10 protein-coding genes are annotated in these 13,407 nt (G+C 63.7%); 2 read left to right on the forward strand and 8 right to left on the reverse strand.

The genetic code is table 11. From position 1 onward, the window contains the following. Nucleotides 1–43: 43 nt before the first annotated feature. The 5 genes from C1N62_RS08690 to C1N62_RS08710 all read right to left on the reverse strand — a co-directional run bounded on the left by C1N62_RS08690 (nucleotide 44) and on the right by C1N62_RS08710 (nucleotide 5,834). Nucleotides 44–1,087, reverse strand: a complete 1,044-nt coding sequence (locus C1N62_RS08690) for an oxidoreductase (RefSeq protein WP_137763257.1) — start codon at nucleotides 1,085–1,087, stop codon at nucleotides 44–46. 117 nt (nucleotides 1,088–1,204) lie between these two features. Then, the gene (gene araC / locus C1N62_RS08695) at nucleotides 1,205–2,134 is read right to left on the reverse strand and encodes an arabinose operon transcriptional regulator AraC (protein ID WP_137763258.1); all 930 of its coding nucleotides are present in this window, start codon (nucleotides 2,132–2,134) and stop codon (nucleotides 1,205–1,207) included. A gap of 112 nt (nucleotides 2,135–2,246) precedes the next feature. Then, the gene (gene araH / locus C1N62_RS08700; RefSeq protein ID WP_137763259.1) at nucleotides 2,247–3,248 is read right to left on the reverse strand and encodes an L-arabinose ABC transporter permease AraH; all 1,002 of its coding nucleotides are present in this window, start codon (nucleotides 3,246–3,248) and stop codon (nucleotides 2,247–2,249) included. Between the two features lie 16 nt (nucleotides 3,249–3,264). Next, nucleotides 3,265–4,791, reverse strand: a complete 1,527-nt coding sequence (gene araG, locus C1N62_RS08705; protein WP_137763260.1) for an L-arabinose ABC transporter ATP-binding protein AraG — start codon at nucleotides 4,789–4,791, stop codon at nucleotides 3,265–3,267. Nucleotides 4,792–4,850: 59 nt separating this feature from the next. Beyond that, nucleotides 4,851–5,834, reverse strand: a complete 984-nt coding sequence (locus C1N62_RS08710) for an arabinose ABC transporter substrate-binding protein (RefSeq protein WP_137763261.1) — start codon at nucleotides 5,832–5,834, stop codon at nucleotides 4,851–4,853. A 379-nt stretch (nucleotides 5,835–6,213) separates the two neighbouring features. Between C1N62_RS08710 and C1N62_RS08715 the strand changes: the two genes are divergently transcribed. Then, nucleotides 6,214–7,923, forward strand: coding sequence for a ribulokinase (locus C1N62_RS08715; protein ID WP_137763262.1), 1,710 nt, complete (start codon nucleotides 6,214–6,216; stop codon nucleotides 7,921–7,923). Between the two features lie 49 nt (nucleotides 7,924–7,972). Then, complete coding sequence (gene araA, locus C1N62_RS08720) at nucleotides 7,973–9,478, forward strand: L-arabinose isomerase (RefSeq protein ID WP_137763263.1); 1,506 nt, start codon at nucleotides 7,973–7,975, stop codon at nucleotides 9,476–9,478. 72 nt (nucleotides 9,479–9,550) lie between these two features. On the opposite strand, the gene C1N62_RS08725 is transcribed toward araA, so the two are convergent. The 3 genes from C1N62_RS08725 to C1N62_RS08735 form a co-directional block, all read right to left on the reverse strand. Beyond that, nucleotides 9,551–11,683 (reverse strand): hypothetical protein, encoded by a 2,133-nt coding sequence (locus C1N62_RS08725; protein WP_137763264.1) that lies wholly within the window; start codon nucleotides 11,681–11,683, stop codon nucleotides 9,551–9,553. A 159-nt stretch (nucleotides 11,684–11,842) separates the two neighbouring features. Next, a complete protein-coding gene (locus C1N62_RS08730; protein ID WP_137763265.1) occupies nucleotides 11,843–12,268 on the reverse strand; it encodes a hypothetical protein in 426 nt (141 codons plus the stop codon). A gap of 461 nt (nucleotides 12,269–12,729) precedes the next feature. Beyond that, entirely contained in the window at nucleotides 12,730–13,377 is a 648-nt protein-coding gene (locus C1N62_RS08735) for a TipAS antibiotic-recognition domain-containing protein (protein WP_168195843.1), read from the reverse strand. Nucleotides 13,378–13,407 lie beyond the last annotated feature (30 nt).

A 13,407-nucleotide genomic window follows, 5' to 3' on the forward strand; every position in this document is an offset into this window, starting at 1 on the left:
TTTCCTTGAACAGGGGCGCCAGATGGCGCCCAATATAATGCCCTTAGGCTTTGACTGGCAGGGCGCGTTTCTGGCCGGCGGACTCCAGCCCCAGCTCAATCAGCTCCATCACGCGGATCGCCTCGGCGGCGGTCACCGGGTTGTTGCCCTGCCCGTTGATGGCGTCACGCACCTGCGCATAGTAGGCCGGATAGTTGCCCGGCAGCGTCAGCAGCGCCTTCTCCGCCATCATGTCGCCGTTCGCCAGCGTCACCACGCCGTCGCGCATGTCATAGCCCCAATCCTCCTGCGGCAGGCGCTCGCCGGCCTTCAGGCGATCCTCCTGCGGGTCGAGGCCAAACTTGACGTAGCTGCCCTGCGTGCCCTGCACGGTGAAGCGCGGGGTTTCGGCGGCGGCATAGACGGTGCTGTGCAGCACCACGCGCAGGTTGCGGTAGCTGAGGATGGCGTGGAAGTAGTCCACGGCGCGGGCGTTGGGGCGTAGCATCCCCAGATCAACGTAGAGGCTGTCGGGCATACCGAACAGTTGCAGCGCCTGATCGATCAGGTGCGGGCCAAGATCGTACCAGATGCCACTGCCGGGGCCGCCGCCTTCGCGCCAGCGGTTGCGCACCTCAGGGCGGTAGCGGTCGAAGTGGGATTCAAAGTAGACGATGTCGCCGAGGCTCCCCTCGCCCATCAGGGATTTCAGCGTCAGGAAGTCGCTGTCCCAGCGGCGGTTGTGGAACACCGAGAGCAGCTTGCCGGTGGCGGCGGCGAGTTTCTCCAGCTCGCGCGCCTGCGCCAGCGTCACGGTAAAGGGCTTGTCCACCACCACGTGCTTGCCAGCGGTGAGCGCCGCCTGCGCCAGCGGGAAGTGGGTCTCATTCGGGGTGGGGATCACCACCAGATCGATGCTGGGATCGTCGAACAGCGTTTGCGGGTCTTTTACCACCTTCATCGAAGGCCAGTCGGCCTCGACCTTGCTGGCGTCACTGCTGGAGATCGCCGCCAGCTCCAGGCCCGGCGTTCCCGCCAGCAATGGCGCATGGAAGGTTTTGCTGGCGTAGCCGTAACCCACCAGCCCAACACGGATTTTCTCTGCCATTTCACATCCTCTTGAACGTTAACCTGCCCTGATTTGACACCATGACGGGCAGCAGAACAAGAGTAAATTATTTGTGAAGATTGGCGGTTCCGCCACCCGGCCGGGCGGCGGCGGGCGCTAGCGGGAGTTGGCGGCCTCCTGCTCCGGCCAGGGGCGTTCGCGGTAGGGGCGCGCCGGGTAGTTGATCTCGGTGCTGCGGCGACGGAAGTCGCTGGGGCTGACGCCCACCCGCTTGCGGAACACGCGCGAGAAGTAGAGCTGGTCATCATAGCCCACCACCCGGCCAATGGTGGCGATCGACTCCTGGGTGGTCTGGAGCAGCAATTTGGCGCGGATCACCCGCTGATCCTCGCGCCAGCGCAGGATATTGATGCCCACCTGCTCGCGGAACAGGTGCGCCAGCCGCGACGGCGACAGGCAGACGTGGCGTGCCACCTCCTCAATGCGCAGTTCGCCAGCCAGGTTGCCGGTGATGAACTGGCACGCCTCAATCACCCGTGGGTCGAGGATCTTCTGCGGGCTTTGCGGATCCTCCTCCATCGCCCGCAGCAGCAGGCGCTCCAGCAGGTTCATCCCCAGCTCCTCGGAGAAGCGGCGGCCCGACTTCTGCGTCTGCTCGATGTTGGCGAACAGGCGGTCAAACTCCAGCAGCAGCGTATTGTCTGGCAGCGTCAGCCGGCCCACCTCGTTGGTCTTGCTGCGCCACTCCAGCCAGTCGGCCCAGTAGGCGCGCGGGCGGAAGTAGACCCAGCGGTGATACCAGCAGTCGCTGTTGGCGGAGCGCCCATAGTGGTGCGGCGCCTTGGGCGGAAAGAGCATCAGGTCGCCGGGGTTGCAGTAGAAGGCCTGCTCGCCGTCGAAGATGCGCCCCTGCCCCTTGATGGTCAAATTGAGGATGTAGCCCTTCATGCCGCCCGGCCGATCGACCACGAAGTCGAGCGGGCCATCCGCCATGATGGGCGTCAGCCCGGCCACCAGATAGGCATTGAAGTTATAGCCCGGCAGCAGCGGGTTGGGTTGCGGTTCCTGAATCATGCGGTGATACATCTGATCCTCCAACATCAACGCGTTAACGCCACACATTGCCGATCTCGCGGCCGGGCGGCAAGCGCGCCGCCCGGCCATGTTGCGAAAGTGTGAACAGAAAAGGTTTTTACCCCTACACCGTGCGTTTTGCCGCCTGTTTGTAGCGGTCGAAAATCACCGCCGCCAGCAGGATCGCGCCGCGCACCACATATTGCGAGAAGGGCGAGATGTTCAACAGGTTCATGGCGTTCTCCACCGTACCGAGGATCAGGATACCGGCGATCACGTAGGAGATTTTGCCGATGCCGCCCTTCAGCGAGACGCCGCCCAGCACGCAGGCGGAGATGACAATCAGCTCATAGCCAATCGAGGTCATCGGCTGGCCGCTGGTCATGCGCGAGGCGAGGATGATGCCCGCCGCCGCCGAGACCAGCCCGGAGAGGATAAAGATGATGATCTTGGTGCGCACCACCGGCACCCCGGCCAGCCGCGCCGCCTCCTCATTGCCACCGATCGCCAGGGTGTTGCGGCCAAAGGTGGTTTTGTTGAGCAGGAAGCCGAACAGGATCAGGCAGGCGACGGTGATCCAGATTGGGGCTGGCAGGCCGAACCAGTTGGTGTAGCCGAGGGCGAAGAAGCGCTCATCCTCAATCCCCACCGCCTTGCCATCGGAGATGATGTAGGCCAGCCCGCGCACGATCTGCATCGTCGCCAGCGTGGTGATCAGGGCGTTGATCTTCAGCCGTGCGATGACAAATCCGTTCACCAGCCCGGAGAGCAGCCCCAGCCCCATGCCAGCGGCCACGCCGAGCCACAGGCTCTCGCTCAGGTTGATCACCACCGCGGTGGTGACACCGGCGCAGGCGATCACCGAGGCGACGGAGAGGTCAAAGTCGCCGGAGGCGAGGCAGAACAGCATCCCGCAGGCCACCATGCCGGACATGGAGATCGCCAGCCCCAGCCCCTTCATGTTGATGAAGGTGGCGAAGTTCGGCACGAAGATGGCGCAGGCGAGAAACAGCACCGCGAACACCACCAGCATACCGTAGCTGTCCCAGACGCGGGACAGCCCCAGGCCGCGCGGTTTCGCCGGGCTGCTGCCGGGTTTGATGGAATTTGTGGTAACAGTGGACATCGTATTGCTCCTCACATCAGGCGGCGGCGCCTGGGTCAAGTTCAGGGGTACGCAGCATGGCCAGGCTGAGCGCTTTCTCTTCCGTGGCCTCATCATGGGACAGCTCGCCGGAGACCGCGCCTTCGCGCATCACGATGATGCGGTCAGCCAGCCCCAGCACCTCCGGCAGGTCGCTGGAGGCGAACAGCACCGCGATGCCCTGCTTCGCCAGCTCATAAATCACGTGGTAGATCTCATGCTTCGCGCCGACGTCAATGCCGCGCGTCGGCTCATCCAGCATGATCACCTTCATCTCCTCCGACAGCCAGCGGCCCAGAATCGCCTTCTGCTGGTTGCCGCCGGAGAGGTTCATGATCAGCTGGCGGGCGTGCGGCGTTTTGATGTTGAGCGAGCGGATATGCTTGTCGGCGTTGGCGCTCTCCCAGCGGTTGTTGATCAGGCAGCCGGCGGTGACGGTCTTGCGTCGGGCGCTGATGTTGATGTTCTCCTGCACCGAGTGCACCGGGATGATGCCGTCGGCCTTGCGATCCTCCGGGCAGAGCATGATGCCAGCGCGGATGGCGTCAATCGGCGAGCGCACCCGCAGCGGCTCGCCATCCAGCAGCAATTGGCCGCCGCTGATGCGCGTGCCGCCAAACAGCCCCTTCATCAGTTCGCTGCGCCCGGCCCCCACCAGCCCAAACAGGCCGACGATCTCACCGGCGCGCACCTCGAGCGAGATCGGGGTGCGCACGCCCGGTGCCTTGACCTCCTCCACCGTCAGCCGCACCGCGCCGTGCGGGCGCGGCGCATAACCGTAGACGTCGCCCAGATCGCGGCCCACCATCGCCTGCACCAGCTTCTCGTTGTCCACCTGCGCCATGTCGTCAAAGGTGCGCACGTAGCGCCCATCCTTGAACACGGTGATGGCATCGCTGAGGGCGAAAATCTCCTCCATGCGGTGTGACACATAGAGGATCACCCGCCCCTCGGCGCGCAGTTCGCGGATCACGCGGAACAGCTGCTCGATCTCGCGCGCAGAGAGCGAACTGGTCGGCTCGTCAAAGGCGATCACCTTGGCGTTGCGCGCCAACGCCTTGGCGATCTCCACCATCTGCCACTGGCCGATGGAGAGGTACTTCAGCGGGGTGTCGGGATCGATCTCCAGCCCCAAGTGCTTAAGCTGCAACTGCGCCTCGTAGCGCAGCAGCTTGCGGTTCACCAGCCCGCGCTTGTGCGGCAGCTGGCCCAGATAGATGTTCTCCGCCACCGTCATCTCCGGCACCAGATGCAGCTCCTGGTAGATGATGGCGACGCCGGCGTTCAGCGCGTCGGTGGTGTTGTTAAAGGCGACCGGCGCCCCCTTCAGGCGGATCTCACCGCTGGTGGGGGTGTAGTTGCCGCTGAGGATCTTCAGCAGCGTGGACTTGCCAGCGCCGTTCTCCCCCATCAACGCGTGGATCTGGCCGGCATGGCAGTGGAAGCTGATGTCGTCCAGCGCCTTCACGCCCGGAAACTGTTTGCCGATGGCGCGAAACTCCAGATAGGGTGACTGCGTTGTCATCGTATAACCCTCGTGGGATGGTCAACGGAAAAGGCGGCCCGCAGGGGCCGCCGGGAGGCTTACATCAGCCCTTTCTTTTGCAGTTCGGTCTTGAAGTTGTCGCGGGTAATCAGCACCACGTCGGTCACCTCGGTGAACTTCGCTGGCTCCGCATCCTTCTGCACCCAGTCATGCAGCATCTGGATGCTCTTGTAGCCGTGGATGTCCGGGCTTGGCAGCAGCGAGCCGTAGAAGCCGGTGGCCTGGCCCTTCGACAGTTCGCTCACCGCGTCCACGCCGTTGATGCCGATGCCAATCACGTTCGGTGCCTTGAAGCCCTGCCCCTCGGTGGCGCGCACGCCGCCCAGCACGGTGTTGTCATTCATGCCGACGATCAGCCAGTTCTTCACCTCCGGGTGCTGCACCAGCATTGAGTTGGCGGCGTCAAACGCGCCGGGGATGTCGTTGGACTTGGTCGGCACCTTGTAGATCTGCTTCTCCGGGAAGCCAGCGGCCTTCAGCGCGTCCATCGAACCGGTGGTACGGCGGCGGGCGGTGTCCAGCTCGTCGGCGGTGATCGCCATCACCCCAGTCTCCGCCGCGTTCCAGCCGCGCTTCTGCATCTCTTTGTACAGCTCCTGCCCCTGGCGCTCGCCAATCTTGGTGGCGGCCATCATCACCAGCGGCACCGTCTCCATTGGCTTGCCCTTGGCAGTGACGAACTGGTCATCCACCGCGATCACCTTCAGGTCATAGCCGCGCGCCTTGGCCATGATGGCCGAGCCGAGTTTCGGGTCAGGGGTGCAGATCACAAAGCCCTTCGCGCCGCTGGCCGCCAGGCTGTCGATGGCGTTCAGCGTCTTCTCGCCATCCGGCACCGCGATCTTGATCACCTCAAAGCCCAGATCCTTGCCGGCCTTGTCGGCAAACTTCCACTCGGTCTGGAACCACGGCTCCTCCGGCTGCTTCACCAGAAAGCCGAGTTTCATGGTTTCGGCGATAGCTGATTGTGACATAACGGCCGCCAATGCGATGGCTGCGAGTCCCTTAGTGAATTTATGCATGATGCTCTCCGGTCTTATTGGTGTTGTTCACCCGGTGCGACGGGCGCTGTGAAAACGTTATCAGTAGGGGATCACGTCGGGCGGAGCAGCGGGACAGTGCCCGTGACAGGGCGCTTTCTGGCTGCCCGCCTGCGGTAAGACGGGAACAGTTTTAACGGGAAATGGGCATGGAAAATGTGGAGCGCTATCACATCTGCAAATAACAGCAGGAATATGCATAGATATAGCGAATTTAGCCAACCGATAACTTTTGACTGACATCACAGAAACATCCAAGGAAGCAGAAAAGTGCATACTTGCAGCAAGTGGCTCCTCACCCTGCCCGCCAGCCAGCTCCTAATGTAGTCAACACTTCCCCAGACCCATAGGAGTACCCAGAATGACGCAAGGTGCCATAGCGATCGGCCTTGATTTTGGCAGCGATTCGGTACGCGCGCTGGCCGTGGATTGCCAACAGGGCACCGAGCTGGCGACGGATGTCATCTACTACCCGCGCTGGCAAGAGGGGCGCTTCTGCCGCCCGGCGCAGAACCAGTTCCGCCACCATCCGCTGGACTATATTGAGGCGATGGAGCAGGCGGTGCGCAACGTGGTCAGCCAACTGACGCCCGCGCAGCGCGCCGCGGTGCGCGGCATTGGCGTGGATACCACCGGCTCCACCCCCGCCCCGGTCGATGCCGAGGGGCGCGTGCTGGCGCTACGGCCAGAGTTCGCCGACAACCCGAACGCCATGTTCGTGCTGTGGAAAGACCACACCGCGATTGAAGAGGCGGAGGAGATCAACCGCCTCTGCCGCAGTGGCCGCTTCCCTGACTACAGCCGCTACATCGGCGGCGTCTACTCCTCCGAGTGGTTCTGGGCCAAGATCCTGCACGTCTCGCGCGCCGATGCCGCGGTACGTGAGGCGGCCGCCTCGTGGGTGGAGCTGTGCGACTGGGTGCCCGCGCTGCTGGCTGGCCGCACCGCGCCAGCTGACCTGCTGCGCGGCCGCTGTAGCGCTGGCCACAAGATGCTGTGGCACCCCTCCTGGGGCGGGCTGCCGCCGCGCGACTTCTTCGCCGCCCTTGACCCGGCGCTGGTGGAGCACCTGCCCTACCCGCTGTTCACCGAAACCTACACCGCCGAGCGGCCGGTCGGCACCCTGAGCGCCGAGTGGGCGCAGCGCCTTGGCCTCTCCGAGGAGGTGGTGCTCTCCGGCGGCGCGTTCGACTGCCACATGGGCGCGGTCGGTGCCGGGGCGCAGCCCTACACGCTGGTGAAGGTGATTGGCACCTCCACCTGCGACATCCTGCTCGCCGATCAGGCGCGGGTCGAGGATCGGGCCATCGCTGGCATCTGCGGCCAGGTAGATGGCAGCGTGGTGCCGGGCATGATTGGCATGGAGGCTGGCCAGTCAGCCTTCGGCGACATGTATGCATGGTTCAGCCGCCTGCTGAGCTGGCCGCTGAAGCAGGCCGCCGCCGCCAACCCAGCGCTGGCACCGCAGCTCAAGCAGATTGAGGCGGAGTTGCTGCCCGCCCTGACCCGCGCCTGGGCGGACAACCCCTCGCTGGAGAGCCTGCCGCTGGTGCTGGACTGGTTCAACGGCCGCCGCACCCCCAATGCCAACCAGCGCCTGAAGGGGCTGATCACCGACCTGAACCTCGGCACCGACGCCCCGGCGCTGTTCGGTGGCTTCATCGCCGCCACCGCCTTTGGCGCGCGCGCCATCATGGAGTGCTTCGAGCAGCAGGGCATTCCGGTGGAGAACGTGCTGGCGTTGGGCGGCATCGCCCGCAAATCACCGGTGATCATGCAGGTGTGCGCCGACGTGATGAACCGCCCGTTGCAGATTGTCGCCTCTGACCAGTGCTGCGCGCTGGGCGCGGCCATCTTTGCCGCGGTGGCCGCTGGCGAGTATGCCGACGTGCCAGCCGCCCAGCAGCACATGGCCTGCCAGATTGAGCGCACCCTGCTGCCGGATGCGGCGCGGGTGGCCGCCTTCCAGCGCCTCTACAGCCACTACCAGCAGTGGTGTGACACCGCCGAGCCGCGCTTCGCCGCCGCCCCGGCCCAGCCGGTCGCCCCGACGGCCGAACCCCTTGCCTAATTTTTCCGGCGGGCGCCTGCCGCCCGCCCCTATCTTTCAGGAGTTGCAGATGGACGCATTTAAACAGCACGAAGTATGGTTTGTGATTGGCAGCCAGCACCTGTACGGGCCGGAGACCCTGCGCCAGGTGACGGATCACGCCGAGCAGGTGGTCAACGGCCTGAACAAAGAGGCGCGCCTGCCGGTGAAGCTGGTGCTGAAGCCGCTCGCCACCACGCCGGATGAGATCGCCGCGCTCTGCCGCGAGGCCAACTACCACGCGGGCTGCATCGGCCTGATGGTCTGGCTGCACACCTTCTCACCAGCCAAGATGTGGATTGCCGGCCTGTCGCTGCTGCACAAGCCGCTGTTGCAGCTGCACACCCAGTTCAATGCCCAGGTGCCGTGGGAGAGCATGGACATGGACTTCATGAACCTCAACCAGACCGCCCACGGCGGCCGCGAGTTCGGGTTCATCGGCGCGCGGATGCGCCAGCACCACAGCGTCATCACCGGCCACTGGCAGGATGGCACCACCCACCGCCGCATCGCCGAGTGGATGCGCGTGGCGGCGGCGCGCCAGGAGAGCCAGCAACTGAAGGTGGCGCGCTTTGGCGACAACATGCGTGAGGTGGCGGTCACCGAGGGCGACAAGGTGGGCGCGCAGATCCAGTTCGGCTACAGCGTCAGCGCCTACGGCATCGGCGATCTGGTGAGCGTGATCAACGAGGTGAGCAACGGCGACGTCGATACCCTGATTGAGGAGTATGAGGCGAGCTACGAGCTGACCGACGCGGTGAAGGTCAACGGCGACCGGCGTGAGAACCTGCTGGACGCGGCGCGCATCGAGCTGGGGATGACGCGCTTCCTCGAGCAGGGCGGCTTCCGCGCCTTCACCACCAACTTCGAGAACCTGTGGGGCATGAAGCAGCTGCCGGGGCTGGCGGTACAGCGCCTGATGCAGAAGGGCTACGGCTTTGGCGGCGAGGGCGACTGGAAGACCGCCGCGCTGCTGCGCATCATGAAAGTGATGGCCGAGGGGCTGGAGGGCGGCACCTCCTTTATGGAGGATTACACCTACCACTTCCAGCCGGGCAATGATCTGGTGGTCGGCTCCCACATGCTGGAGGTGTGCCCGAGCATCGCCAAGGAGCGCAAACCGCTGCTGGACGCGCAGTACCTCGGCATTGGCGGCAAGGCCGATCCGGCGCGCCTGATCTTCTCCACCCCGGCTGGCCCGGCGGTCAACGCCAGCGTGATTGACCTTGGCGACCGCTTCCGCCTGCTGGTGAACGTGGTGGACACCGTCGAGCAGCCGCACCCGCTGCCGAAGCTGCCGGTGGCGCGCGCCATCTGGCAGGCGCAGCCTGACCTGCCGACCGCGGCAGAGGCCTGGATCCTCGGCGGCGGCGCGCACCACACCGTGTTCAGCCAGGCGCTGAACCTCGACCACCTGCGCCTCTACGCCGAGATGCACAACATCGAGCTGCTGGTGATTGACAACCAGACCACCCTGCCAGCCTTCAAGGATGCGCTGCGCTGGAACGAGGTCTACTACAAGCTCTGCACCCGCTGATCCCCCGCCATAAAAAAGAGTGGGCCTGATGGCCCACTCCTGCTTGCCGCTCCCTGTTATTGCCCACCTGATTTATTGGCTTTTTTTCCCACTTTTAGTTGGCTGAGCACTGCCTGGATCCACCGCTTGATCCGCCGCAGCGGCGTCAGCACCGCTGGCGGCCTCGGCATCCTCGGCGGTCTGTTCCGTTGGAACGGCACCGGCATCAGCGGCGGGTTCTTCGACCACAATCTCTTGATCGGCACCGTCGCTGGGGCCTGGCTGGGGATCGGCGGCAGCGGCGTCCGCCTCCGTCGTTGCCTCCGTAACCGACTCCGCTGTCGCGGGAGTGGCGCCGGGCTGAGACCCATCTCCCGCGCTAGAGGGATCGGGCGTACCTGCCACGCTCTGTGGGCCAGCATCACTGCCACTGCCGGTGCCATCATCTGGCTGGGTGTCAGCCTCCACGGCGGTCGGCTGGCCAGCGGCGTTTTTGCCCCCCAGCCCGGCGGCCAAGGCATCGGCGGGCTGCACCGGAATGGCGTCGCTGGCGGCCTGCTCCGCCTCGGTCGGCGGCGTGTCCGGCGCGTTCAGATCCGCGGGCTGGGCGACATCCGGGGCATTGGCGGCGTTTACCTCCGCTGGCTGCACCGGGATGGCGTCACTGGCAGCCTGCTCCGCCTCGGTCGGCGCGGCGTCAGGCGCGTTCAGATCGGCGGGCTGGCCGACGTCCGGGGCGTTGGCGGCGTTCACTTCCGCCGGCTGCGCCGGGATCGCCGGGCTATCGCTGGACGCATCCGCCGCCGGTGCCGCGCCGCCCTCGCCGCCTTCAGCCGGGGCGTCACTGGCCGCCGCGTCCACAGGCTGCGAACTCTCCCCGGCTGGGTCAGCGGGTGGCTCCTCGGTGACAATCTCCTTCGGCTCGCCTTTGGCTGGCGCGCTGGAATCCCGCACCCGTCCGGCATCGTGGTCAGCCTGATCGGTGGTGTCCCCGATCTGCTCAACGTCGCTCTGCGGTTTCGGTGTCTCGCCCACCGCCAGCCCCGGCGGGGTGGCGATCTCCTTGGACTGCTGCTCATCCGGGGCCTCTTCCGTGACAATCTCCTTCGGCTCACCCTTGGCCGGTACGGTGGACTCCGATAACCGGCCAGCATCATGGTCAGCCTGCGGCGTGGTGCCCTCCTCCGGCGCGGGCAGTTTCACGCCAGCGGCCTGTGCCACCTGCGCCACCACGCCAGTGACCACATCAGCCAGCGCGCCGGTGGCGGCCGAGACCGCGCCCGACGCCGCGCCAGCCACCGCCTCCTTGGCTTTCGACAGCAGCTCATCCTCCTTGGCCTGAAGGATCGCCTTGGCCTTTTTCATCAGGATGTCTGCCGGCTGGAGCGGCACCTCGCTCACGGCTTCCGCGCCATCGCTCACCGCTTTGTGGGCGATGGCGGTGGCGGCGGCCAGCCCGGCCTCCACGGTCTGCTTCGCCACCTGCGCCACCTCTTTCGGCACGGTCAGGCCGGTGCTCATGTCCGTTTCATCGGCGCTGACGGTGCTCGGCTGGTAGTTGGCATCCTCCACGCCAAAGATGGAGTAGTCCACCTGCATGTTGCCGGTCAGGTCGGTGACCCCATTCTCCTTGCGCTCGCCATATTTGTAGTGCTGCAACCGGTTGAGGGAGAGATAAAGCAGGCCCAGCTGCTCATCATCCTCATCCTGCAAACGCTGCGACATCACCTCGGTCACGAACTTCACGATCTCCACGCCAGCGCGGAAGCCGGGGTTGGCGACGTTGAGCACCAGCGACCCCAGCGACCCGGCAAAGTTGTTGAACTCGGAGTGGTCGGCGATGGAGGAGAAGACCGACCCCAGCTCGCGTGTGTCCTTGTTGCTCTTGACCGCCATCAGGCACCAGTTGATGTCCTCTGGCATCTTGTCGCACTGGAACAGCGTGTAGCCGGTGCTGCCAAAGGTCAGCCGCGCGTTGTCCTTGACGTTCTCCACCGTGGTCAGGATCTGCGAGGAGCTGACGCTCTGCACCGCACGCGCCAGCAGCGCGGTTTTTTGCGCGGGATCGTTGGAGTCCAGCCAGGTGTCGATGTCCGGCAGGGTGGACTGGCTGGTGGTGACGAAACTGACCAATTTGACATTCGACAGGTCCTTGCGCCAATTAAACAGTGAGCGGGTGGCGCCGTTACTGGTTAGCTTGACTTGGTTGGCTCTGAAATAGAACATAATGTACCTCTGCATAATGTAATGAGAAAAGTGGCCGGAAAAACCACAGGAATATAAAAGGCGCCTTCACGCGAATAACCTGATTCTCTATAATGGTTGTGCGCCATCTTCCCTCCGCAATAACACCTGGCGATGGCGCACGGGCGAAAATTATTTCTCCTATCGTTTATTTTTCAGTGCGCCTATGGTGTCATCCTTTATTTTGCTGCTAAGGCTGGATCCAAAGAAATATTGGATAATGGCCGACAGCGCTACCCCCAGAAGAAAACCGGTAACGGTATTGATGATGCTTTTTCGCTGGGCCATCTCCACGGCCGACGAAAAACACGCCATGAACAAAAACAGGAAAGTCAGTAATGTGACGCAAAAGGCGTAGATATAGATAAAGTTGTTGCTCAGGAACGGCTCTCTCTCCTGCCGGGCGGCAGGAACGGCCTCTGACACCGGCGCCACGGCAGCGTGGCTCTCCGGCAAGGTGCTGTGTGGCTCCACTGACCCCTCCCGTTGGGGCTGTGAATGTTTAGTCTGCTTTTCGCTCATGGTAAAACCTCCGTTAATTAATACATTCCACTGTTTCAATGTCATCCCAATCCCTGCGATTCATTAAAGGCATAACATCAGCGCGGTAACTGATAAAGTTCACCCGGTTCATTTTGCATCATTCAACTCTATGAGCCTTCTGGCACGCGCCTCCCCCCTCTCAGTGAGCTATCACATTCCCTCTTTTTTCTCATTCACGCCGCTCATCACCGTTTAAAAACAGCGCGCTAAGCAGGCAAGCAAATAAACCCCGGCCGCGGTCAAATAAAATAACCGCTTCGGTTGACGGAAAATAAAAAAACCACAATCCAGGGTTGAATTAATGGCAGTGAACTATTTCATGACGGAAAAAGTCGCCAAAGGTTAAGGGGATTGAACCGGCGGGCAATATGAAAATAGTCAGTGAGGGGATTTAGCCCTCTCTATTTTAGGGCTTTCCCGGAAAAGCGTGCCGCGCAGGGGCGGCCAGAAAAAAATTGCCCGGAACGGGCAATTTCGGGCGGGGATCAGGGGTGGCGGGTGAGATGGTCAACCGCCTGCCGTAGCCACTGGCGCAATGGCTCATCCAGCCACGCCCCCTGCGCCAGCTCCGGCTCGCTCTCCATCGCGTGGCGAATTTTGGCGTGGGTCTGTGGATCGTTGCCAGCAAAGGCGCAAAACAGCGCCAGCCAGCGCTGGGCCAGTGGCCGCGCCTGCGGCGAATCGGGCGCGATGCCCTGCTCGCGCGCACGGCGCATCTCCGCCACCAGCGGCAGCCAGGCGGCCATCTGCTTCGGGTAGTTCTCATACAGGAAGGCGTACTCCGCCTCATTCAGGTAGCGGCGGAAGATCTGCATCCGGTTTTCGGCAAAGGCGTGGGTGATGAACGCCTCAATCTCCGGCGTCATGCCGATCGCCTCACGCATCGCTGGCTCCTGCTGGTGCATCTGGTTCAACCGGTGCAGGAAATCCGCGTTGCCAGCGGTGTCGCGCTCCAGCGCCAGCATCCAGCGCAACGCCAGCTGCCGGGCGGCCGGTTCCTGCGGCAGGGTGTGATTCTCCATCAGCCACTCCGCCTCCTTCACCATCGCGCGCCACTCAATGTCACGCGCCTCATCTGGCCGGGAGAGCGGCAGTTGCGCCTGCTCAGCCTGTGAAAAGTATTTGTCGTACATGATCAGCCCCTCCAGGGTTCTCAACGCTCC

It is taken from the genome of Nissabacter sp. SGAir0207, assembly GCF_005491205.1.
GTDB lineage: Bacteria > Pseudomonadota > Gammaproteobacteria > Enterobacterales > Enterobacteriaceae > Chimaeribacter.